Annotated in this window: 25 protein-coding genes, 1 other RNA gene and 1 pseudogene; 14 read left to right on the top strand and 13 right to left on the bottom strand. The window is 35.5% G+C overall.

The window, feature by feature from the left end; all coding sequences use genetic code 11:
* The 5 genes from GYX25_RS06560 to yfbR all read left to right on the top strand — a co-directional run bounded on the left by GYX25_RS06560 (position 1) and on the right by yfbR (position 4,990).
* Positions 1 to 834: an FtsQ-type POTRA domain-containing protein gene (locus GYX25_RS06560; RefSeq protein ID WP_141683312.1), complete on the top strand. Its 834-nt coding sequence runs from the start codon at positions 1 to 3 to the stop codon at positions 832 to 834.
* A 21-nt stretch (positions 835 to 855) separates the two neighbouring features.
* Complete coding sequence (gene ftsA, locus GYX25_RS06555; protein WP_091346484.1) at positions 856 to 2,109, top strand: cell division protein FtsA; 1,254 nt, start codon at positions 856 to 858, stop codon at positions 2,107 to 2,109.
* A gap of 81 nt (positions 2,110 to 2,190) precedes the next feature.
* A complete protein-coding gene (gene ftsZ, locus GYX25_RS06550; RefSeq protein WP_091346482.1) occupies positions 2,191 to 3,330 on the top strand; it encodes a cell division protein FtsZ in 1,140 nt (379 codons plus the stop codon).
* A 67-nt stretch (positions 3,331 to 3,397) separates the two neighbouring features.
* Entirely contained in the window at positions 3,398 to 4,312 is a 915-nt protein-coding gene (lpxC, locus tag GYX25_RS06545) for a UDP-3-O-acyl-N-acetylglucosamine deacetylase (RefSeq protein WP_091346480.1), read from the top strand.
* 84 nt (positions 4,313 to 4,396) lie between these two features.
* Positions 4,397 to 4,990, top strand: a complete 594-nt coding sequence (gene yfbR, locus GYX25_RS06540; RefSeq protein WP_091346478.1) for a 5'-deoxynucleotidase — start codon at positions 4,397 to 4,399, stop codon at positions 4,988 to 4,990.
* Between the two features lie 348 nt (positions 4,991 to 5,338).
* On the opposite strand, the gene GYX25_RS06535 is transcribed toward yfbR, so the two are convergent.
* Complete coding sequence (locus tag GYX25_RS06535; protein ID WP_091346476.1) at positions 5,339 to 5,926, bottom strand: hypothetical protein; 588 nt, start codon at positions 5,924 to 5,926, stop codon at positions 5,339 to 5,341.
* Positions 5,927 to 6,035: 109 nt separating this feature from the next.
* The gene (locus GYX25_RS06530; protein WP_160403947.1) at positions 6,036 to 6,740 is read right to left on the bottom strand and encodes a lipopolysaccharide core heptose(II) kinase RfaY; all 705 of its coding nucleotides are present in this window, start codon (positions 6,738 to 6,740) and stop codon (positions 6,036 to 6,038) included.
* Positions 6,741 to 6,936: 196 nt separating this feature from the next.
* Here GYX25_RS06530 and GYX25_RS06525 point away from each other — a divergent pair, with 196 nt between their 5' ends.
* Positions 6,937 to 7,230 carry a GIY-YIG nuclease family protein gene (locus GYX25_RS06525; RefSeq protein ID WP_091346472.1) on the top strand — a complete coding sequence of 98 codons (294 nt, stop codon included), beginning with the start codon at positions 6,937 to 6,939 and terminating at the stop codon, positions 7,228 to 7,230.
* A gap of 15 nt (positions 7,231 to 7,245) precedes the next feature.
* Here the strand turns inward: GYX25_RS06525 and GYX25_RS06520 are convergent, their stop codons facing one another.
* The 3 genes from GYX25_RS06520 to argD all read right to left on the bottom strand — a co-directional run bounded on the left by GYX25_RS06520 (position 7,246) and on the right by argD (position 10,132).
* On the bottom strand, positions 7,246 to 8,232 hold the full coding sequence (locus GYX25_RS06520; protein WP_091346627.1) for a serine/threonine protein kinase: 987 nt from the start codon (positions 8,230 to 8,232) through the stop codon (positions 7,246 to 7,248).
* 8 nt (positions 8,233 to 8,240) lie between these two features.
* Positions 8,241 to 8,843, bottom strand: coding sequence for a ribosome biogenesis GTP-binding protein YihA/YsxC (gene yihA / locus GYX25_RS06515; protein ID WP_174787044.1), 603 nt, complete (start codon positions 8,841 to 8,843; stop codon positions 8,241 to 8,243).
* Between the two features lie 77 nt (positions 8,844 to 8,920).
* A complete protein-coding gene (argD, locus tag GYX25_RS06510; RefSeq protein WP_174786995.1) occupies positions 8,921 to 10,132 on the bottom strand; it encodes a bifunctional acetylornithine/succinyldiaminopimelate transaminase in 1,212 nt (403 codons plus the stop codon).
* 217 nt (positions 10,133 to 10,349) lie between these two features.
* On the opposite strand from argD, the gene GYX25_RS06505 reads away from it, so the two are divergent.
* From GYX25_RS06505 to GYX25_RS06485, 5 genes are all read left to right on the top strand, one after another.
* Complete coding sequence (locus GYX25_RS06505) at positions 10,350 to 10,619, top strand: oxidative damage protection protein (protein WP_160403950.1); 270 nt, start codon at positions 10,350 to 10,352, stop codon at positions 10,617 to 10,619.
* A gap of 8 nt (positions 10,620 to 10,627) precedes the next feature.
* Positions 10,628 to 11,698 carry a membrane-bound lytic murein transglycosylase MltC gene (gene mltC / locus GYX25_RS06500; protein WP_091346466.1) on the top strand — a complete coding sequence of 357 codons (1,071 nt, stop codon included), beginning with the start codon at positions 10,628 to 10,630 and terminating at the stop codon, positions 11,696 to 11,698.
* A gap of 851 nt (positions 11,699 to 12,549) precedes the next feature.
* Entirely contained in the window at positions 12,550 to 14,178 is a 1,629-nt protein-coding gene (locus GYX25_RS06495; RefSeq protein ID WP_174786994.1) for a hypothetical protein, read from the top strand.
* 379 nt (positions 14,179 to 14,557) lie between these two features.
* A complete protein-coding gene (locus GYX25_RS06490) occupies positions 14,558 to 15,295 on the top strand; it encodes a carbonic anhydrase (protein WP_174786993.1) in 738 nt (245 codons plus the stop codon).
* A 506-nt stretch (positions 15,296 to 15,801) separates the two neighbouring features.
* The gene (locus GYX25_RS06485) at positions 15,802 to 16,329 is read left to right on the top strand and encodes an STY0301 family protein (RefSeq protein ID WP_174786992.1); all 528 of its coding nucleotides are present in this window, start codon (positions 15,802 to 15,804) and stop codon (positions 16,327 to 16,329) included.
* Positions 16,330 to 16,395: 66 nt separating this feature from the next.
* Here GYX25_RS06485 and GYX25_RS06480 read toward each other — a convergent pair whose 3' ends face one another.
* Entirely contained in the window at positions 16,396 to 16,989 is a 594-nt protein-coding gene (locus tag GYX25_RS06480) for a hypothetical protein (RefSeq protein WP_174786991.1), read from the bottom strand.
* Between the two features lie 812 nt (positions 16,990 to 17,801).
* Here GYX25_RS06480 and GYX25_RS06475 point away from each other — a divergent pair.
* Positions 17,802 to 17,963 carry a hypothetical protein gene (locus GYX25_RS06475; protein ID WP_174786990.1) on the top strand — a complete coding sequence of 54 codons (162 nt, stop codon included), beginning with the start codon at positions 17,802 to 17,804 and terminating at the stop codon, positions 17,961 to 17,963.
* A 35-nt stretch (positions 17,964 to 17,998) separates the two neighbouring features.
* Here the strand turns inward: GYX25_RS06475 and GYX25_RS06470 are convergent, their stop codons facing one another.
* From GYX25_RS06470 to GYX25_RS06450, 5 genes are all read right to left on the bottom strand, one after another.
* The gene (locus GYX25_RS06470; protein ID WP_174786989.1) at positions 17,999 to 18,178 is read right to left on the bottom strand and encodes an integrase core domain-containing protein; all 180 of its coding nucleotides are present in this window, start codon (positions 18,176 to 18,178) and stop codon (positions 17,999 to 18,001) included.
* Complete coding sequence (locus GYX25_RS06465; protein ID WP_065581808.1) at positions 18,165 to 18,431, bottom strand: IS3 family transposase; 267 nt, start codon at positions 18,429 to 18,431, stop codon at positions 18,165 to 18,167. Before GYX25_RS06465 ends, GYX25_RS06470 begins: the two co-directional genes overlap by 14 nt.
* 186 nt (positions 18,432 to 18,617) lie before the next feature.
* Complete coding sequence (locus GYX25_RS06460; protein WP_065581809.1) at positions 18,618 to 19,247, bottom strand: peroxiredoxin-like family protein; 630 nt, start codon at positions 19,245 to 19,247, stop codon at positions 18,618 to 18,620.
* The gene (locus tag GYX25_RS06455) at positions 19,234 to 19,827 is read right to left on the bottom strand and encodes a DNA alkylation repair protein (protein WP_091346453.1); all 594 of its coding nucleotides are present in this window, start codon (positions 19,825 to 19,827) and stop codon (positions 19,234 to 19,236) included. Before GYX25_RS06455 ends, GYX25_RS06460 begins: the two co-directional genes overlap by 14 nt.
* A gap of 454 nt (positions 19,828 to 20,281) precedes the next feature.
* Positions 20,282 to 20,764, bottom strand: coding sequence for a MarR family winged helix-turn-helix transcriptional regulator (locus tag GYX25_RS06450; protein ID WP_065581812.1), 483 nt, complete (start codon positions 20,762 to 20,764; stop codon positions 20,282 to 20,284).
* Positions 20,765 to 21,006: 242 nt separating this feature from the next.
* Here GYX25_RS06450 and GYX25_RS06445 point away from each other — a divergent pair.
* Both GYX25_RS06445 and GYX25_RS06440 read left to right on the top strand, forming a co-directional pair.
* Positions 21,007 to 22,089: pseudogene (locus GYX25_RS06445) on the top strand (IS3 family transposase).
* An 8-nt stretch (positions 22,090 to 22,097) separates the two neighbouring features.
* Positions 22,098 to 22,268, top strand: coding sequence for a hypothetical protein (locus GYX25_RS06440; RefSeq protein ID WP_174786988.1), 171 nt, complete (start codon positions 22,098 to 22,100; stop codon positions 22,266 to 22,268).
* 46 nt (positions 22,269 to 22,314) lie between these two features.
* Here GYX25_RS06440 and ssrA read toward each other — a convergent pair.
* Positions 22,315 to 22,679, bottom strand: a transfer-messenger RNA (tmRNA) gene (gene ssrA / locus GYX25_RS06435).
* Between the two features lie 64 nt (positions 22,680 to 22,743).
* Complete coding sequence (locus GYX25_RS06430; protein WP_174786987.1) at positions 22,744 to 23,721, bottom strand: 2-hydroxyacid dehydrogenase; 978 nt, start codon at positions 23,719 to 23,721, stop codon at positions 22,744 to 22,746.
* Between the last annotated feature and the right edge of the window lie 107 nt (positions 23,722 to 23,828).

The raw sequence follows: 23,828 nt of genomic DNA, 5'->3' as shown, positions 1-23,828 counted from the left end.
ATGAAACAAGTTAGACAGGCGGCGCATAGACGAGAAGATAAAAATAGAAGGCGGCTGCTTATCTTTCGTAATACAGAGCAATTAGTAGGCTTTTTGTTCTTAATTATGATTATTCTTATTAGTATTTGGGTTGTTAAAAGCTTTAAAAATTGGATGGATGATCCCGAACAAATGGTATTGTCGCAATTAACGTTAAGTGGCGAACACACTTATACAACTGAGGGTGATCTTAGGGAAGCTATTTTAGGGTTAGGATTGCCTAATACTTACATTGGACAAGATGTTAATGATATTCAACAAGAAGTAATGCGATTTCCATGGGTTAAGCAAACGAGTGTACGTAAACAGTGGCCAGATAGGTTAATTGTCTATGTTGAAGAATATAAACCAGTTTTTTATTGGAATGACCTATTTTTACTTGATGAAAATGGTAATGTTTTTAGCGTGCCACTTGACCGTATTACCGAGTTACAATTGCCAAGACTATATGGTCCTGAGGGTAAAGCTAAATTGGCGTTAGAAACTTATTATAAATTAGAAAATCTTTCTAAAAAATTAGCGAATAATCAGTTGGCATTACATATTAAAGCGGCTATAACAGATGAGCGTAATGCATGGCAATTGATGGTAAAACAGTGTGTATCTGGTTTTTGTCTTGAAAATCAGGAAATAAAGTTGTTGTTAGGTAATGAAAATATTGAACAGCGATATCAACAATTTATTAAATTATTTCCAGAAATTCAATCAAGAGTTCCAGAAAATGAAAGAATAATGGTAGCTGATTTACGTTACGAAAATGGTATTTCAGTACAAAGAGAAAAAATGGTGCAGTAAGGAATAAATTAAGGCTGGAGTATGAAAGCAACAGAAAAAAAATTGGTTGTTGGGCTGGAAGTTGGTACATCCAAAGTACTTGCCCTTGTTGGTGAAGTTCTTCCTGATGGTATAGTTAATATTATTGGTGTGGGACATTGTCCATCAAAAGGGGTTGATAAAGGTGGTGTGAACGATCTAGAGTCCGTCGTTAAATCAATCCAACGAGCAGTTGATCAAGCTGAACTTATGGCTGATTGCCAAATATCTTCAGTATATTTAAGCCTTTCTGGTAAACATATCCGCTGTCAAAATGAAATAGGCATGGTGCCAATAGCGGATGAAGAAGTTACTGCAGAAGATGTAGACAATGTTGTTCATACTGCAAAATCAGTCAGAATTTTAGACGAGCATCGTATTTTACACGTCATTGCGCAAGAATATTCTATCGATTTACAAGAAGGTATTAAAAATCCTATTGGCCTATCTGGAGTAAGAATGAAGGCCAAAGTGCATTTAGTTACCTGCCATAATGATATGGCTAGAAATATAGTGAAGGCTGTTGAGCGTTGCGGATTGAAAGTGGATCAACTGATTTTTTCTGGATTGGCTTCTAGCTATGCAGTTTTAACAGATGATGAAAAAGAACTTGGTGTCTGCGTAATTGATATCGGTGGCGGTACAATGGATGTAACGGTTTATACTGGTGGTGCCTTACGCCATTCTGTTGTCATTCCTTATGCTGGTAATGTTGTTACTAGTGATATTGCCTATGCGTTTGGTGCGCCGCCTATGGATGCAGAAAACATTAAAATTCGTTATGGGTGTGCTGTAGGTTCACTAATTGGAAAAGATGAAGTCATCGATGTACCAAGTGTTGGGGGAAGACCGTCTCGTTCATTACAACGACAAACACTCGCCGATGTCATTGAACCTCGTTATTCAGAACTACTTTCATTGGTACAAAAAGAGTTACTTGCATTGCAAGAAGAACTAAAAAAACAAAATGTTAAATATCAATTAGCGGCAGGTATTGTTTTAACTGGCGGTGCGGCTCAAATAAAAGGAATGGTAGAGTGTGCCGAAAAAGTTTTTCAAAATCAAGTTCGTATCGGGCAACCATTAAATATATCAGGCTTAACCGATTATGTACAAAAACCTTATTGTTCAACAACTATAGGGCTATTGCATTATGGAAAACAAAGTTTATTAAGTGATGATGCAAAAGACAGTAATAAATCATCATTAAAAGGGATAGCTAAACGATTGACCGGTTGGTTTAAAAAAGAATTTTAGCTAGTATATTTCAAGAACTTCGTGGACATTGTAGACGATTATCTGTACAATGTTCCAAGATCGTAAATTTGGAGATAAGTTATGTTTGAGCCTATGGTTGCAGATGATGAACCAGCAGCAGTCATTAAAGTTATTGGTGTCGGTGGTGGCGGTGGTAATGCTGTCGAGCATATGATTGCTGAACATATTGAAGGTGTTGAGTTTTTTGCGGCAAATACAGATGCGCAGGCATTAAAACGAATTAAGGTAGGTCAAACTATCCAAATCGGTACTAATGTCACTAAAGGGCTTGGTGCAGGCGCTAATCCAGAAGTCGGTAGAAATTCTGCTGAAGAAGATCGTGAGGTTATTCGTAGTGCTATTGAAGGTGCGGATATGGTCTTTATCGCAGCAGGAATGGGTGGGGGAACAGGAACAGGTGCGGCCCCAGTCGTTGCGGAAATAGCAAAAGAGTTAGGTATTCTAACCGTTGCTGTTGTCACTAAGCCTTTTGGCTTTGAAGGTAAAAAGCGTATGGCTTTTGCTGAACAAGGCATTTCTGAATTAGCAAAGCATGTTGATTCTTTGATTACTATTCCAAATGACAAACTATTAAAAGTATTAGGTCGAGGTGTTAAATTACTTGACGCTTTCGCCGCTGCTAATGGTGTTCTAAAAGGTGCGGTACAAGGTATTGCCGAACTTATTACTAAACCTGGTCATATTAACGTGGACTTTGCTGATGTAAGAACAGTGATGTCTGAAATGGGATATGCTATGATGGGTTCTGGTCGAGCTAGTGGTGATAATCGAGCGGAAGAAGCTGCTGAAATGGCGATTTCTAGCCCTTTACTTGAAGATATCGATTTATCTGGTGCTCGAGGCGTATTAGTCAATGTAACCGCAGGGTTAGATCTTGGCTTAGAAGAATTTGAAACAGTAGGTAGTACAGTTAGGGCATTTGCTTCTGACAATGCGACAGTGGTTGTTGGTACAACTTTTGACCCAGATATGTCTGATGAAATTCGAGTAACAGTGGTTGCAACCGGTATTGGTATGGATAAGCGTTCTGAAGTTAAAATACCTAAACCTGTACCACGCAATGAATTATTTACTCCAAATAATACGTTGGGGCAACAAGAAGAAAAATTGGCTAAAGTTGTTAATGAACCAACAGTTTCTTCTATTGAAGATCATAAAATTTTAGATATTCCTGCTTTCATCCGTAAGCAAGCGAATTAAAGTTGAACTTATTTGATTTTTTATTGTCAAAGTCAATAGGAAATACAAGTAAAAAAGTAGGTGCAAAGTGAAACAAAGAACATTAAAAAAGACTATTCAAGCAACTGGTGTTGGTTTACATACCGGCAAGAAAGTTACTTTGACATTACGTCCTGCGCCTGAAAACACAGGTATTATTTATCGTCGTACTGATTTAAATCCATATGTGGATTTTCCTGTGGATGCAAAATCAGTGCGCGACACAATGCTTTGTACTTGTTTAGTAAACGAAGACAATGTTCGTATTTCAACTGTTGAGCATATCAATTCTGCTTTAGCAGGGCTAGGTATTGATAATCTTATTATTGAAGTTAATGCCCCTGAAATACCAATTATGGACGGTAGCGCAAGTCCTTTTGTTTATTTGTTGCTTGATGCAGGTATTGCTGAACAAAATGCGCTTAAAAAGTTTTTGCGAGTAAAAGAAGTAGTTCGAGTTGAAAATGGTGATAAATGGGCTGAGGTAAGACCTTATAGTGGTTTTAGGTTAGATTTCACTATTGATTTTCATCATCCAGCTATCGATAGTAGTTCTCAACGTTATCAATTGGATTTTTCATCTGAATCGTTTATTCGTCAGATCAGTCGTGCAAGAACTTTTGGTTTTATGCGTGATATTGAAGCTTTACAGTCTAAAGGTTTATGTCTAGGTGGTAGTTTAGATTGTGCAATTGTGGTTGATGATTATAAAGTACTTAATGAAGACGGTTTACGTTTTGAAGATGAGTTTGTACGTCACAAAATGCTTGATACTATCGGCGATTTATATATGAGCGGTCATAATATGATTGGTGAAGTAGTTTGTTATAAATCAGGTCATGCATTGAATAATCAATTATTGCAAGCATTGCTTGCTAAACAAGATGCATGGGAATATGTGACCTTTACAGAAGAGCAAACTGTACCACTTGCGTTGGGTACTCAACAGCTTATTTTAGCGTAAAATCATAAGCAATATTGTTATATATTATAAACGCTCCTATTTTTAATGGGAGCGTTTTTATTTTATATTTAAAGAGATAATAGTATGAATAATAGTCATTTTTTTGCTCATTTATCACGATTAAAACTAATTAACCGTTGGCCTTTAATGCGTAATGTAAGAACGGAAAATGTATCGGAGCATAGCTTACAAGTCGCTTTTGTTGCACATGCTTTAGCCATAATTAAAAACAAAAAATTTAATGGTAAGGTGAATCCTGAGCGAATCGCATTATTAGCCATGTATCATGATGTTTCAGAGGTCATAACTGGTGACCTACCAACACCTACAAAGTATTATAATCCGCAAATCACGGTTGAATATAAAAAGATTGAAAAAATAGCACAACATAAACTTATTAATATGCTCCCTAAAGAGTTACAAGATGACTTTAGAGCATTAATCGATGATGATTTTTATGATGAAGCAGAAAAAAGTATCGTAAAACAGGCTGATGCATTATGTGCTTATCTTAAAACTATTGAAGAATTGAGTGCAGGTAATAATGAATTTAAATTGGCCGAACAACGTTTAAAAAAGACTTTGTCTGAACGTAATAGCCCTGAAATGAACTACTTTTTGGATGTTTTTCTTCCTAGCTTTAGTTTATCATTAGATGAAATCACAATGGATAAATAGCTTTTCCACTTATGATAAATATAACGCTTAACAGCTTGACTTATTGATAGATAGGTCAGATAGCTTTCAAGTTTGCCTAACTTGTCTAGGTAATCAAGCATCATGCTCATAATATACCTTTTATACTGCTTATTTTTTTATAACGCATAATCAGTATAGAGCTATAGATGCATAAATTAGAAGATTAAGAAAGTTATTAAGCAAAGGAATGGTATAATTAAAACAGATTGTAGTTTTGTTAAGGCGTCTTAAAACGCTATAAACGTTTTAGTCATCTACAATTTTTTTTACCTTATTAAATAAAATAAACTAAAATATATGTGCTACCTGAAACCTCCCTACGTTCGGTTATTGGCGTAATAAACATTCCTGAATTTTACTAACTTCATTATTAAGTGCTTCAATAACTAAGTTAGGGTGATATCTTTCAAGTGTTTTTACATTTTCAAATCCATCATTAACAACAGACCCTGTATACTGTTGGGCTTGTTTAATGTTGCTGAATAGATAACTAATATCGTGTTGGTTACGAGTTGCTGTTAAAGTATAACTAACAAAATATTTAGCATGATATTGATAGTCTACGATAGCATTGGCGACAACATGATTACCTTCAACTAATTTGATGGTATCGCCACCATTAACTGTAATAGCTTGTTGGGTAGGCATATTCCAATATGGCCACCATTGTGCACCCAAATAGTTTTCACTACTTAGCACAACGGGGCTGTTATCTAATTCTTGTGCAATACATAACGATAAAGAGGAGTGAAGGATGGTAATCGGTCGTGATGTGCTAAATTTATTTAATATATCGATACCTGACGAATCTTTAGTGATTTCAACGCCTTCTGTATGATAAATTGACATCATTTTTTGAGATGCACAGCTAGTTAGAATAGTTAAAACAGCAAAATAACCAATTAACTTTTTCATACTACATCCTTTTTTAAGTCTAATTAATTTTATTTTTTAGTAACTGATGAGTTAATTTTTTAAAATGACAAATGCCAATTTCACTAAAGCACCTTTAATAAGAAGATTGCTAATCTTCTTTACCGCGGATCTTACGAGATAAGCGTTTAAACCCATGAGTAAATTTCTTAATTGCCATGGCAAAAAAAGGAACTTTAATTTCGATACCAAAACGTTCTTGTGCCTCTATCGCATCATTAGCTTTAGTTAACCATATAAAACCTGAGTTAGTTAAATCAATTGCTTTGATTTTTCCTTCTGGCGTTAAGATAAAATTACCACCATGCACATCATTAGATACTAAGTTATAACTGTGAAGTTTTTCGATACAGCTTTTGACTTGCTCACCATACTCTCTCATCTCTTCCCATTTTAGGCTGCGACCCTCAATAAAATTAAATATCATATAGTGACGTTTGGTTCTTTTGTCAAAAGCGACCAAATAAAGTTCATAAGCTATATCACATTTATCTAGCGATATTTTTGCCAGCTTTCGAATTAAATTAAAATAAAAATCACCGGTTATTTTGGCAATGAGTTTACGTTCTAAACGGTGCTCAACGCCCCCATCGATTTTAAAAATAAATTTTGTTTGATTATGATTAATTAAATAAGTATATCGTTCTAATTTATCGCTTGGATCGAGCAACTCATGATGTCCTTCTTCGGACAAAAATTGGTCAAAAAGGTCTAGATAATTTATTTTATCATTTTGTATGTAAGCGAACGTCATGTCTCCGCGTTCGACTTCAATAATTTTTGCAAAGTTATTCAAATTTATTATCCCAGAGTACATCAAAAAAAGTTGGTTTATCTTAAACATTATCAGCATTAAAGTAAATGAAACTGTAATGGTTAATAAGGTTGTATTGTTAAATAATAGCGTTCTAAAAATCAAAAATATTAGTTAGATGATCAAAATGATATTATATGGTTAAATTATCCACTTCATATTGTTTTGTCGGTTATTTATGTCCAATAAAGTATCTAACTGGTTTTTATACATCGTTAGAACAGCAAATCAATTGTTATATACAGGTATTACCACTGATGTTGCTAGACGTTTACAGCAACATCAAAGTGGCAAAGGTGCTAAATGTTTAAAAGGCCATCAGGATTTGACGGTTGTGTATCAGATTTTTATTGGTGACAAATCGATAGCACTAAAGCTTGAATATAAAATAAAACAGCTCTCTAAGCAGAAAAAAGAGGCATTAGTCAAAAACCGTCCCAATTTTGATGAATTATTAAAATTAATCAATTAATCAAAATGTTAAAGTTTACATTATCGACATTAGTTTTATCGATGGCGCTTTGATTGCTTCAATTTGCTTGTTAAATTCTAATAACTGTTGTCGCCAAAAATCTTCATCAGTTATCCATGGAAAAGCGATAGGAAAAGCCGGATCCTGCCAACGGGCGATAATCCATGCTAAATGGTGAACCATTCTCATCGCTCTTAATGGCTCAATTAATCTAAGTTGTTCTTTATCAAAGTCACAAAACTCTTGATACATTTCAATTAACATATCTAACTGTAAGCGTTGCTCTTGTTGGTTGCCATAAAGTAGCATCCACAGATCTTGAATAGCAGGTCCATTACGAGCATCATCAAAATCAACAAACATTGCACCATCTCGCCATAAAATATTGCCAGCATGGCAATCGGCGTGCAGTCGGATAGGTTGCCAATCATTATGCCAATATTGTTCAACTGTTGTTATTAATTGTGCCAAAATTGTTTTCAGATCGGATTGCACTTTTCTAGGAATAAAATGGCAAGATAATATCCTCTCTTGGGGATGATAAAGATATTCTTCTAATCCGATGGTTGGACGATGCAAAAAAGGTTGTCTAGTGCCAATTTGATGAATACGACCAAGTAACATGGCAACGGATTCCATCTGTTCCAGATTATCTACTTCATATTGCCGTCCGCCAACACTTGGAAATAGGGCAAACCGATAACCTAGATGCTCATGGAGCGTGGTATTATTGAATATTAAAGGAGCAACAACAGGAATTTCAGCGTCAGCTAATTGCTTGGTAAACTGATGCTCTTCAACGATTTGCTCACTACTCCAACGATGAGGTCGATAAAATTTCGCGACATAGCGAGTGCGATCCTCATCATGAAATTGATAAACTCGATTTTCATAACTATTTAAAGCGGTAAGACCTGAATCAATGCGAATGCCGATTGATGCCAAACTATCAAAAATTAATTCAGGCGATAAAGCATGAAATGAAAAAGCAGCATTATCCATTACAGGTTTCATTGTTGGCTAAACCATTCATCTAACTTCTGTTTTAAAGGCTCTAAACCCATGCGTTTAGGTGATGAAAAAGGTGCAACAGTAATATCGCCCTGAAAAGGTAAAATCGCTTCTTTAACCATGTTGACCTGTTTTTTTTGTGCGCCAGAAGCCAATTTATCGGCTTTAGTTAATAGTAACATCACGGGAATATCAACCGAAACGGCCCACTCAATCATTTGTTGATCTAAATCTTTTAAAGGATGTCTTATATCCATTAATACAATCAACCCTTTCAAGCTTTCGCGTTTTTGAAGGTATTCTCCTAACGATTTCTGCCATTTACGTTTTATTGCTTCAGGAACTTGCGCATAGCCATAACCGGGTAAATCAACGAGACGGCAATTTTCTTCCACTTCAAAAAGATTGATTAATTGAGTTCTGCCTGGTGTTTTACTGGTTCTTGCTAATGCTTTTTGATTGGTCAACGTGTTAAGTGCGCTGGATTTGCCTGCATTAGATCTACCGGCAAATGCCACTTCAACCCCGCTATCACTTGGTAAATGAGAAATATCAGGTGCACTTAAAATAAAATGTGTTTTTGCATAGTTTAATGGTCGAATATCGGTCATAAAAAAGTATCCTTTAAATGCGCTAACGGCACTTAATTGATTAAAATGCTGTTACTGTATAGAAAAACTCAAGCATTGACAACTTTTTCGACGGCTTTTGTCAATCGTCTCATACCTTCTTTAATTTCGTCCTCGGTTATTAGCAAAGATGGGGTGAAACGCAGTACATTTGGGCCTGCATTTAAAATCATCACTTGACTCTCAGTAGCGGCATTTAAAAAATCTTGAGCTTTATTATGGTACTCAGGTTGTAGTTCTGCACCTAACAATAATCCTTTTCCTCGATATTGGCGGAACAGCTTGAATTTATTATTAATTTCTTCAAGTTGTTCAATGAACAGTGCGCGTCGGTTTTGTACGCCTTCAAGTACTTCAGGGGAATTGATGATGTCAAAGGCTTCACAAGCCACAGCACAAGCAAGGGGATTGCCACCATAAGTAGTACCATGTACGCCGGGATGCATGACTGAAGCAATGTCATTGGTTGTTAACATCGCACTAATTGGAAAGCCACCTCCTAATGCCTTAGCAGAGGTTAGAATATCAGGCGTTACTCCATATTGCTGATAAGTATATAAACTACCTGTTCTTCCCATGCCGCACTGCACCTCATCAAACACCAGTAATGTTTTATATTCATCACATAGTTTGCGAACACCTTGCAAAAATTCAGGTGTTGCTGATGTTAATCCACCTTCGCCCTGAACAGGCTCTAATACAATAGCACAGGTATGATCATCGATTACCGCTTTTACCGCATCAAGATCATTAAATGGAACATGAATGATATCAGCTGGTTTTGGTCCAAAACCATCAGAATATTTTGCCTGTCCGCCTACCGAAACAGTAAAAAACGTACGACCATGAAAAGAGTGATAAAAAGCAATGATTTTGCTCTTATAAGGGCTATATCTTTGTGCTGCATAATATCGCGCTAGCTTAAATGCGGCCTCATTAGCTTCCGCCCCTGAGTTAGCAAAAAAAACACGATCAGCAAAAGTATTGTCAATCAGTTTTTGAGCTAGATTTAATGCGGGTTCATTAGTAAATACATTACTAACATGCCACAACTTTTCGCTTTGCTCATGCAAGGCTTTTACTAACCGAGGGTTACAATGACCAAGTGCATTAACTGCAATGCCGCCAGCAAAATCAATATATTCTTCACCATTTTGATCCCAAACACGACTACCTTGGCCTTTGACAGGAATAAATTGAGCCGGTGCATAAACAGGTAAAATGACTTGATCAAAAAGTTCACGAGTGATTTTTGCGGGCATTGTTTCATCCTTATTTATTTTTATTAAATGATTTCATATTATTTTAAGCGAATTAATTGCAGTGTAAAGTAAATAATTATTCAATTATTTTAAATTAATATTCAATTTGAAAAACAGTTTTAATTTGCAAACTTGTTAAATAATTTTCTTCTGCTCTCTAATTATTTTCAGGTATAATCAGCAACTGTTCGTTCATTGTACTTAAAAAGAGATAAAAATGAGTCGTGTTATTTATTGCCATTATTTAAAAAAAGAAGCGGATGGTTTAGATTTCCAGCTTTATCCAGGAGAGCTAGGCAAACGAATTTTTAATGAAATATCAAAACAAGCATGGCAAGAGTGGCTCAAAAAGCAAACCATGTTAATTAACGAAAATAAATTTAACATGATGAATCCAGAACACCGCAAAAAAATTGAAACCGAAATGGTTAAATTCCTATTCGAAGGTGAAGATGTTGTTATTGATGGGTATAAACCTCAAAATTGAGATAAAAAATGAAAAATAGCAAAAAGCTCATTGCATTAATTATTACTGTCAGCCTACTAACAGGCTGTCCTAGCCAAAATTCGCACAAAGATGATGAAGACTACTACGTCAAAGATACCAATGCCTTCAATATCTTAATCAGCCAATATGCTAACAACATCGAACAAATTTGGGGGCCAAAAGAAGTCCTTATAGCGGGTCCTAAAGACTATGTTCAATATGAAGATAATCTCAAAACCCGTGTCCATATTAACTTCGTTTCGGGTGTCATAACCATTGAAACCATGGCCGAATCGCCGATAGAAAATTTAAAAGAAGCGATCGTTTCAACATTACTCATGCCCGAGCCGGTTGATATTATTCGTCACGATAAGATTAGCCAAAACTTATCTAAAGATCCATTTTTATTCAATCAGGTATTAGACCAAGACCACCAACCGATTCGTTGGAGCGGTCGGGCCAACAGCTTTGCTGATTATGTTCTTGCCAACAACCTAAAATTCCGCACCTCTGGCCCACATAAAATCGCCTATGTTGAAATCAAACTTGTTCCTAACCACATTAACCAACGTGCTAAAAAATTCTTACCAATTGTTACCGAAGCATCGAATCGTTATTTTATCGACGAACGCTTGATACTTGCCATTATGGAGGTCGAATCCGCATTTAACCCCTATGCGGTTAGCCGTACAGATGCACTTGGATTAATGCAAGTACAACAACATACTGCCGGTCGTGATATTTTTAAATTACGAGGAAAATCCGGTGAACCAAGTAGAAAGTTCTTACTAGATCCGCGTAATAATGTCGATATGGGAACAGCGTACTTATCATTATTAAAAACCAAGTACTTAGCAGGCATTAACAACCCAATTTCGTTAAGATATGCAATGATTACTTCTTACAACGGTGGGGCGGGTAGTGTGTTGCGTACGTTTTCAAATGATCGCAACGAAGCCGTCAACATTATCAACTCAATGACACCGCAACAAGTATATCGAAAGCTAGTCACTTCGCATGTTTCGCAAGAGTCGCGGAATTATTTAGTAAAAGTAAGCCGAATTTTAGATAACAAGTAAGTAACCAATATAAATAGCCCACTTTTCACTTTTATGGAAAGTGGGCTATTTTATTTTAATAATAGAAAGGTCATAATGTTTTGTTAAAAACATAAAATAAAAACTTTAATAAAATCAATGCCTTTCCTGACCAATTTTTGGATTTAATTGCGTTATTTTTTTAACAAAAAGCAACTCACAAAAAACACCCAAGGTTATGTTGTGTGCCTTATTTCGGCGTCAGAATGTGCCGATAATAGAGGCGGTCAGCACGCCAAACAGGGATGTTTGACGAGTCTGTGTTTTGTCTGGAACAAATTTAAACATTTGAGTATCGAGAAGATGGTCTCAAAGAGCCGAGTATCACGATGATATGAGTAATCATAGTCGATGCGTTAAGACCGAGCGACGGCATTGGTTATCGAAGGATTCATTCTGCAGCCAAAGCATGGATTCTCAGGGAATTCGCTTTAATTCCCTAACTCGGATGTGATCGCTATAGCTATTTTGAAATTAAACTACAAAAGTCAGAAACCAATACACCCAATCCATCCACCAAAACAAAAAAGGATTTATTTTTCGTCAAAAAGTTGTCAGAAAAGATATTGATTTTATTGAAGTTTTTATTTGGTGTTTTTGTTTTAAAAAACACCAAAACCATTTTCCAAAACACACCAACAAAAATCTTAATCCTATTAACTTAACAAAGCTTTACAAATTTTTAACAAAAAAACTAGCGCATTATTATTCAACAGATTATAATTTCACCGCTTTTAAAGCAAGGAAAAGCTCATTAGTTGAGCGGTTAATTATAAAAAATCTAAATAAAACAAAAATTTACTTGACAGGATGAACGAAATGCGCTATCATACTTGGCATCTGGCATCTGGCATCTGGCATGCCAAACCTATGCCCTAAAACTTATAGAATCTCACGGTAGTCAAAAACAGACACCATTCTTATTTTCATTACCGAAATCGACAACTTTATTGGCAAGGCGATCGCCGATTTCCAATTTGTTATCTAAATCTTCATTATTATCTAAATCCTCGCTGGTTTTTGCGCCACTGCTCTTATTGTCATATACGCAAGGAACACAGGCGTTGACGGCATATACATCAAGGGCAATAGAGGGGAGTGCACCGTATTTAACGTTTGATGGAGGTCGAACTAAAGCGACTTCAACAGATAGTTTATTGTCTATTACGTTGTCGGATGGTAGAACTTTTACACCGTCAACCAACACATCAAGTGCCACAAACCCCATAAAGTTACCTAATGCAGGGGATACTATGGGTGATATAGTTACTTTTGTGCCACCATCAGTCAACCAATCGGGTGTTTTCTATTCAGTGAGTTTAAACGATTTAGTGAATACATATCATTATTGGGGGGATGACGATGGAGATGGACAGGGTACTAATGGTCTAACAGCAACGGGGAATTTATCGGTGAATTTTGCTGATAAGAATAATCTTACTGTTAGCCGTAGTGATATTTTAGATCCCTGTAAGGCGCCTTATGAAGTGAGATTACGTACTTCTGGTGGAAGTTTAACGACCCAGTATGGCGTGCCAAATAGCAGTACTTTTGGTCGTAGTTCGCTCGTGGTGTATTATATCAGTCCAAAACAGGCTAAAGTCTGTCACGCAAGACCGAGTTTATATTTGGGTAGCGCTGATTATTTTGTTTCTAATGCGACGCGTGATGACAGTCGCTATGCAGGCCCATCTAGCATATGGAATCCTGAAAAGGGCTTTTTAATGCAGTCTACAACCCCATCCTCTTACGGTCTTAATTTTCCGACAACAGGTGCTGATGGTCTTTATTTTGATTTAGATATAGGTGGAGTAGATGAAAATCAGTTGACTTGGTCTCCCGTTACTCATGAGGAAATAACAGCGGCAGTGCATCGGGTAAGACCACGTTCTGGCTCATTCTCTGACAGACAGGGAAACAACATACAATACGATGCTTGGATTCATGATAGATCCCAATATGTAACTCGGGTAACGTTAAATGGTCCTAAGGCAAATAATAGCCAAACAGGTTCAAATAATCCTAGTCGTCTAAGGGTGCCAATTTTACCGCAGACCTTTGAGTTAGAGGGTAGGGATAGCAGTGGCAATGTGGTGGTCAAGTATGGTTTTGTATTGCAGAAGTGGTTCGTGGACCGAACTATTGAAGCTGCTCGGAGAAATCATTCATCTTGGTGTAGTAGTTTGGGTTATCGTATGCCACAGGTTAGGGACTTGACTAACGCAGTGAAGACAGGTAGTACCCCTGTTATTGGCGCCATGCCGTCGTCAACAGGTAATTATTATGAGCGTCGAATAGGGGGAGGATTTTTTTCGGAGTGGGGCAGCTTGGGATTTTATAATATCGGAACCTCACTCTTCTGGGCGAGTGACGTAGCAGATTTATTTGTCGACTCGTTTGACGGCCACATAGAAAACTCCCGCTCCAGTTTTTACCGTCGTGGCATTTGCGTAACACCTTGACTTTTAGTCTTTAATCCTTAAGCTGTGAGAGTGCTTATGGTGCTAATTAAAGATAATCTGACAAAGAACAGCGCCCAGTTGGGGTGCTTATTAGGGGGTGCGCCGTGGCGGCTGAGCCCCATAATCGTGCCACTTCCGACCGACGATGCTCAAGGAGTAAATAGTTTCTTAATATCAATAATTGGACATTATTATCATAAAAATTGAGTAAAATTAGCACCAAATAAAACAGGCTATTTTCTAGCCTGTTTTTTTGTATAAATGTCAAACAATTTTTTTATAAAAATATTAAAAAGTGATGATGTACGATTCTAGTAAGGTGATTTTTTGTGGCGTATAATTTGGTTCCCACTAATCAACTTTCTAGCGTAAAATCAAGATGAAATTTAATGCAATAATTGCGGCCTTAATGGTTACAAGTCTATCTTGTGCTGCAACAGAACCCGCTCCTCATTGGGGCTACGAAGGTGAAAATAGCCCAGAAAATTGGGGAAGTCTTTCGCCAGAATTTTCAACCTGCGAAACTGGAAAAAACCAATCACCTATCAATATTGAGCATGTTTTTAAAACGCACCATGACAAGCTTAAACTAGCATTTAAACAAAGTAAGCAAGAAATCATCAATAACGGTCATACAATTCAAGTTAATGTTAATGATGGCAATACGCTTGAAATTGACAACGAAGTGTTTACGTTACAACAATTCCATTTCCATACACCAAGCGAAAATAAGATTAAAGGCAAACACTTCCCTATGGAGGCTCATTTTGTTTATAAAAACAAAAATGGTGACTTAGCGGTTATCGGCCTGATGTTTAATAAGGGAAAAGCTAACCCTGAATTGGCGAAAGCTTGGCAACAAATGCCAGAAGAAGAAGGGGATACAGCAGCATTAAATCAGCCTGTCGATATTAAGGCTTTATTACCGAATAGGTTAGATTTTTATCGCTTTAGTGGATCTTTGACAACGCCACCTTGCTCTGAAGGTGTTCGATGGATTGTGTTAGAGCAAGAAAGTAGTGCATCTGCTGAACAAATTGAAAAGTTCCATTCAATCATACATCATGATAACAACCGTCCAGTTCAACCTTTGAATGGACGAGTGATAGTTAATTAATACTTTTTGGCTCTATGGTGAGAGTGAGTAGAGCCAATAATTAGTGCACTTATCACTTATAACACAATAAAATATATAATGTATTTTTTAATGGCATCCTAGATTACACGAATACCATATAGAAATTTTACGCTATCATCAAATAATATTAACATCCTGTCAAAACATGAAAAGTCATATAATCAGGACTGCTTTATTGATTTTATGTTTAGGTGTTTTTTATCTTTATCTTATCTTTAGTGCCTCAGCATCTTGATTGTCATCAATCATATTCTATAAATACGAGTGGATAGGTTAACTGAACCACCTATCGTTATATGCTTTTAGAGATGAAAGCATGATTATTGGCAAATTAAAGTCAAATCATCAAAGAAAAGTAGTCTTAATTTTAGAGCAATAGCGCTCACCGATATGACAGCAATACATAAACCCAGCATGAATTAAAAGAAGTTATATTATTCAACAATAAAAATTGTGTTTTTTATAATTAAAAAGGAATAGTTAACATGAAAGGAAAAATTTTAAGTCTAGCAGCAATTGTCGTAATAGGGGGGAGTTTTTGCCGTTCAGCTAATGCAAATCAAGAAATAGTTTGTCCCGAATCGGTAAAAATAAAATATGCTAAACCTGAACTAGAAGTTGTGCCTGAAGGCTGGGAAGTGTCTGAAAAAGGCTATGATAAGAATAAAATTAATGGTTTAATCTTGCCAGAAGATATCGCTCACACCAGTTCTCTTATTCGACTCAATCAAGTGGAAGTATATTCCGGAAAATCACCTGATTCAGCAAAACGAATAAAACCCAAGCCCGCAACGATAAATGGGAAAAAATATAAGGCAGTTTGGTTGTTAGAGAGCAGTGATGATACTAATAAAATGAGCTTTTGGGCTAGCTGTAATTATAACTACAATAACGAAGTACAATTGACAAAGCCTATTGATGCATCACTGAAAACTTGTTGGGCAGTTGACACCCAAAATCAGCATCAAGGAACACTTGATAAATTAGTGTGTAGTACTGAAAAAGCAAAATAAATTAATATTAGTTTGGATATTTCGGGGGAATAGTGGTCATCTTAATAAGACCACAAAATACTAAGCCTAATATTGATTCAGTCGTGAAAGATTATAATTAACCAAATAAGAACCTATAGAATTACTTTGTACAGTAACTAATGCTTGAATATTATAATCAGAATGTTTTTTATCATTAAAACATAGGAAAAAAATATCTGATGTGTATTGATCATGTATTTTTATTCCTTTATTGCAATTACTAAATCGTCCAATGCGAGGACCAGGAGTAGTAATTTCGTAATAAGTTAAATATGTATTTGTTTCTTTAGGGAAAAAATAAACATAATAATCAAATAAAGGTAAAATTATAATAAAGCACAAACAAGTAATACCATAAAATCGATTACAATATTGTGTTACTCTTTTTCTAATCGGTTTATTGATAAGCAACTTACGGCGAAAGGAAAATATGAATGCAATGAATACTGCAAATACTAGAGAAATTAGAATATCCGGTATAGGCAACGAAACGATTATTCTTTGGCTAATTTTTATAAAAAAGAGAACATGAAGCATAAAAAAACCGAAAAGGATGAATATTATTGTTTTAAGAATAAGCTTTTTTCGCTTATCTTCATGAGGGATATTTGTATTCCAGCTTTTTAATTCATACTTCATCAATAAAATAATCCTATTTATAACGATTAATAATAGGCTGAGAAAATTGAAACCATGTTTTTGTATTATATCATTAATTGAAATCAATTGTCTTTTTAATAAGCCCTCTCACCCAATCAAGTTATTAATTCTTTGAATTGCTTTAAATAGGTTGAGTGGTTATAGGTTCGTGTTACTTCATTTGTGTCGTTATCAACAAGAGCTACTTTAATCTAAGTAGTTACCATATTTTCAATTCAGGGCAAGAAGTCTTTTTCCAATTAACTCCAGATATCTTCGGCGATTTCGGATTGATCTTCTTTCTGTGCAACCTTGGCTTGTGAATCAATCTCTTTTACTAATAAAGAAAGGCATTCATTACGAATCCAAAAAAGTACCTATATGTTGTTTTAACTAAGATTATAGTAAATAGTCTAAACTAGAAATTTAATAGAAAGGCTCGATCTTATTTAAGATTAAATATCAATAATAATAAAAATGATAATGATGATCTTAATAATTTATTATTTTTTAGGATGTTTACTGCATTAGCTACAACAATTTGTTTTTAGGTTATTGATTGTTCTTTTGACTAAAATTATAGAATATATTATTCTATAAACATGCCAGTGACTAGGAGTATCTCCAGTCGATTAGCTGGTCTCTACCGGTCCATCAGATATATTTACTGATGCGGTATAAATTAGTATTAACTAACTTGTACCGCATATTGTAAATTACTATATCAATTTAACTTATCTTTCAATTATTTACTCTTTCAAAACTTATGTTAATATCAAATGGTTTTACAATATGAATTGAAGGAATATGACATGCCTCAAGAAAAGCTTAGTTTAGAAATGCTTTTTAACTCTATGTATCATGGTAAATATAGTTATCAGGACTTCATATCTTCTAATGTTGAAAATTATATTCAACATATAAATGATAAAATCGTTAAGAAAAATAAAACTTTTAAAATCTACCATTTGTAAATACCCCAAACTTAGTACACAACTCACGTAGAAAATTAAGCTGCCTGTTTTAATGTTTTATATTCGAGCGGTGTCATATTATTTAGTGCTTCATGAGGTCTTTCGGTATTATAAATCGTTAACCATTCTTCGGTTATTCTCCTTGCTTGTGTTAAGTTGTTAAAAAGATATAAATCGAGTACTTCAGTACGATAGGTACGATTAAATCGTTCCAATATACCCATTTTGATATGGGTTGCCGAGCTCAATATAATCAATGGCTATATCATGTGATTTAGCCCAGTTAATAAACGTATTTCCAGTGAATTCCGGTCCATTATCTACTCGTATTTTGAGTGGATAATTATGATATTCAGCCAGTTTATCCAGATAACGGGTGATCCTGCCAGCCGGCAAACTGACCGCAATATCAATGCCTAGCACCTCACGATTAAAGTCATCGATGACATTGAAGTGTGGATAATTCAACAGTAGATTCCTCCCACAATTGAACGTAGTTTATTCGACTTGCCTACGATAGTTATTGCTAGTTAGGTAGTTTCTGTGAAATAAATAGTGCTGCTAAATTTCCTGCAATTCCATTACCAATTATGATTAGTTTATTCTTTTTTATATAAGCCCTTTAGACTCTATATAAATTAATCCAAATGATTTTTAAAGTTTAATATCACATACATCAGCTCTTTCCATATAATTTGTGGAAACTGAAGAAAATAGAATTTTTTTATTTTTATCAATAAGATAAGTTGCAGGGATAGGCAGTTTATACGTCTTATCATTATTAAATAATTCTAAATCTGCTCCCATGTTTTTATAGATATCACGAACATTTTCTTGCAGCGTAAAAACAAGCCCATATTTATCAGCAATTTCGTTCCCTTTATCAGAAAGTATTCTAAATTCGAGGTTATTTCGTACCGTTACATCGTGATTAAAATGAATAGTTTGAGGAGAAATCGCAATAACCGTTGCACTATCAATAAGATTGTTATTTATAGCTTCTTGGTAATGTGCTAATTCAGCCATACAAAACGGACACCAATTACCACGAAAAAAGCTAAGTATAACTGGATTATGTTGCAATGTATCGTAGAGCGAAATAGGTAGACCCTCAGCATCTGGCAACGTAAAATCAGGAGCTATATCACCGACTTTAAGAGCGTGGTTTTCTAAATTTAGCTCTATAAGTTCATGAAGTGATTGTCCGAACGCATTTAAAATATCAACTGGCACAGTTTGCGCCATTTCTTTTTGTATTAGCTCAAGTTTTTCATTTAATTTCATGATTATTTTCCTTTAGAGGTTTATTTATTGTGCGTATAGCTTTTTTAACAATACGCTGTGTAAATGCTGAATCACTTTCTGATAACCATTGTGAATAGAGGTCTGATACCCAACTTGGTCGAGTTTTACTTGCATCATTTAACCAATTAGCAACTGAATCTTGGACATATTTTTCAGGTTCGTTTTTTAATGGTTCAAGTAAAGAAAGAGCCATTTCAGGTTGTGTTTTTAACTCACTAATATGCTTAGACCAACCCCCTCTAGGCCTTAAACATTCAACTGGAATGGCAAACCACCTAACGTAGGGATTTGGGTTTATTACCCAAGTAGAAAGTAATTGAATAGAAACAATTAAATCAGAAGATAATTTTTCTCGAACGGCCATCCAAACCCATTTGCAAACTCTAAAGTGGATATCTTTAGCGTAAGATTGAATCTGGATAAGTAATTCTTGTAGCGATAGTGGAGGTTTCTTTTGGGTAAGAACCACTCTAAATAAATGCTCTTGATCTATTTGTAAGCATTCATTGAGATTAGTCGTGGCACCAAGCCCGTTATTCAATATGTCAATACGATTCATTATTCGTAACACCCTGGTAATATGATATTGTTGGGGTAGATGATTTTTTAATCTGTTCAGTTAACTTTCCATGTATCGTATCACTCATAAAATACTGACTCATAAAGACCGAATGAAGTCGATATGGAGTAAAACCGAAGGTTCTTCCCATTGTCAGCAATTCATAATAACAATCAATAATCTGATCTACATGTAATACTATTAAAAGCCGATTATTCGGCATAATTATTAAGTACGGAGAGAAATAAGGTAGTTTTCGTTCACTTTTAATAAGCCCTTTGAGAACATATTCTCGACTTATCAACCAAATAGCTTCAAAAAACGCATCATACGTGGAAGCAAATTTTATTGTTATCTTATCTTTAATAAAAGATGATTTGTTAAGATGCGTAACAATTCTAAGATTCTTTGTTTCCTGAAGCATATCAGTAATCTCTAAATTCATAAATTATAATTAATCATCTTTAAGCTGAGACATTTTATTTAAAATACAAACGAGCGTTTTAATTTCAGAATCTGTTAAATTTTTTGTAATGTTAGCAATCCAAAGACTATGTTCCTTGAAGATTCGGTGTATCAAATCTTGGCCTTTTTTAGTCAGAGTAATATCAATTTTTCTTCCATCGGTGATGTCTTCAGTTTTATTGACCAATTTTTCTTTAACTAAAGAATGAATGAAAGAGGTTATCGTTGGTTTTGTAACTCCACTCAGAGTAGCAATTTCTTGCGGTGATAGCACCTTATGCTCAAATAGAAGTACGAGCACCATAAAACGCCCCTCAGATAACTGATAATCACTTAGTCGTTTAGCACATTCTTTGTCTATTCTCATTCCAGTAGAAAGTATACTAAAACAAGCTTCTACCGATAATATATTGGCTGCTTTATGTTTTTTAATAATACGAGCTAATGATATATATTTTTTTTCCAACTTCACGATTATGACCTCCTTTTAATATAGTTAGATGTCTAACTAAACTGCCAAAAAAATAGTTAGACATCTAACTATATCTGGATTATAAAAAAAACATATTCCTTGTCAAGAAATATTAAAAAATAATTTCACTTAAGTATAAAGCTCATCAACAAAACAAATTAATAAAGATTGTAACTATCCCCTAAAATAGTACAGCAAAAAAGTAGAAAATTCTCCATGATAAAAGTAAAGGGGATTTAATTATGAAAAAAATGACTGAATATCAAATCGTCGCTATTTTAAAAGAAGCTGAAGCGGGTATTCCTGTCAAGGAACTCTGTCGTAAATATGGCATGGGTAATTCAACTTTCTATAAATGGCGGGAAAAATACGGCGGAATGGAAACTTCGGATATCAAACGCTTAAAGGAGCTGGAGGCCGAAAACCGCAAGCTTAAGCAGATGTTTGCCGAACTGAGCTTAAAATCTCAGCTTCAGGAAGAAATCATAAAAAAGCTTTAGTGCCCACAAAGGCACGTAAAACGTGGGCACAGCAACTACAACAAAATCATTCAGTTACTATTGCTATGAGTTGTGCCATTGTTGGCTTAAGCCGTTGTGCTTACTATTATCAACCTAAGTTACAGGCTGATTCGATGATTGTTTCGGTGTTGAATGCTATTACAGACCAGCATTTACGCTGGGGCTTTCCTAAATGCTTTAATCGTATCAAAAAGCTCGGCTATAAATGGAATCATAAACGGGTGTATCGGGTGTATTGTGAATTAAAGCTTAATCTCAGGGTAAAGCGTAAACAGTGCATTCCTCCACGAAACCCAGAAAGGCTATCAGCACCCAATTAACAAGGTGAATGTTGATCAATGGATTTTATGAGTGACAACAGTCGCAATCAACGCCGGTTTAGAACTTTCAATGTCATCGATGACTTTAATCGTGAGGCTCTAGGCATTGATATTGCAGTAAGCTTACCGGCAGGGAGAATTACCCGTTACTTAGATAAACTGGCCAAATATCATGGCTATCCATTAAAAATACGGGTCGATAATGGGCCAGAATTTACAGGAAAAACCTTTATAAACTGGGCTAAATCCCATTGATATAGCCATTGATTATATCCAGCCCGGTAGCCCTTATCAAAATGGCTATATTGAACGATTTAATCGTACCTATCGTACTGAAGTACTCGATTTATATCTTTTTAACAATTTAGCGCAAGCAAGGAGAATAACCGAAGAATGGTTAACGATTTATAATACCGAAAGACCGCATGAGGCATTAAATAATATGACACCGATTGAGTATAAAACACTAAAACAAGCAGCATGATTTTCTACGTGAGTTGTGTACTAAGTTTGGGGTATTTACAGCGATTACATCCAGATATTTATATGGATGAGTTATTAGTTGGAATGCGTACTATTAATCAAGTTTTAGCGCATATTATGAAAAAACTTGATATTTATGATGAAGTTAAATTAGATACATCTGAATTGTATGTTAAGTAAAAATTTATTTATAAATTTAACTTAATGCGGATGGCAAAGGACTAAGTGGTGGAGCTGGCGGGAGTTGAACCCGCGTCCGAAATCTCTACATCCTCGGTACTACATGCGTAGTTTGTTTTTGAATTTCATCTACCCGCTGCGAACAAACACGCCACTGATAAACTAGCTTGATTAAGTTTAATGCTTCCGCCCCAAGCAAGGCTTCCACACGATCTCGTTTGGGTTTGACTCCTCTTGATCCCCGTCCTACGAGCGGAGGCTAGGGAGAGAAGGCTCTATGCAGGTTATTAAGCTGCTAGTGCGTAGTTTTCGTCGTTTGCGACTATTTTTTTGCGGTTTATTTACGAGGCCTACCGCACCTCGGCATGCACCTTGGGTTTCGCAAATCCCGTCGAATCCAGAATCAGCCCCAATTGTGATTTGTAACTATGTACAATATCGGGCCATTATAGGTGAATTCAAGTATGAATACAAGTTAGCCGACTTCGGGATTAACCCAGTTTTCGGTTGGTTTTTCGTCTTTTAATGCCGTAATGATATTATCAACAGCACATTTTGCCATCGCGTAACGAGTTTCTACCGTTGCTGATCCTACATGAGGCGATAATAATACGTTATCAAGCTCTAGCAATGGTGAGTTAGTCGGGAGCGGTTCTATCTCGAATACGTCTAGGCCAGCAGCTTTGATGGTTTTATTTTTTAGTGCTTCAAATAATGCTTGTTGATCAATAATTTTGCCCCTTGCGCCGTTAATGAGTATGGCTGATGGTTTCATTAAGGCGAGTTTTTCTTTTGTGATTAGTTTTGTCGTTTCTTCGGTTAAAGGTAGGATGATCACTATAAAATCGGCTTGTTTTAATACGTTGTCGAGTTCAAGACGTTTAGCATTATAGGTTTGTTCGATATCATGCCGAGCTGATCGATTGTAATAAATAATGTTCATATCAAAGCCACAATGAGCGCGTTTGGCAATCGCTTGTCCAATTCGTCCCATGCCTAAAATACCGATGGTTTTCCCGTAAATATCGGTTCCATAATATTCTGGTGTGATCCCTTTTTTCCATTTTCCGTTATGAATGAGGTTAGATAATTCAACAGTTCGGCGTGCGGTTGCCATCATTAGTGTAAAAATTAGATCAGAGGTGCTTTCAGTTAATACTTTTGGTGTATTCATTAATCGGATGCCGTGTTTTTTTAAGGCATTAAGATCGTAGTTATCAAAACCAACTGAAATGGTTGCTGCTGCTTTTAATTTTGGCATTTTGGCTAAAAAGTTGTCGTCAATACGAGTGGAGATGTTGCCAATCATACCTTCGGCATTAGCTAGTGCGTTAGTATAACTTGTTGAATTGTAATCTATGTTGTCATCAAATACGGTTAAATTGAAAGCTTGCTCTAGTCTCGTTTGTTGGTCAGCAGGAATTTTACTGAATAAAACTACGTTCTTTTTCATATACTCGCCTATATAATTTTGTTTACATCATTTTGTAAAAGTATACCGCTATTTTTTAGAATTGTAATTCAATCAAAATTGGCCGATTTTATGTATGTTAATAAGTT

Source organism: Gilliamella sp. ESL0254, assembly GCF_013344985.1.
GTDB classification, from domain to species: domain Bacteria; phylum Pseudomonadota; class Gammaproteobacteria; order Enterobacterales; family Orbaceae; genus Gilliamella; species Gilliamella bombicola.
This window is presented reverse-complemented; position numbering and strand designations above follow the sequence as displayed.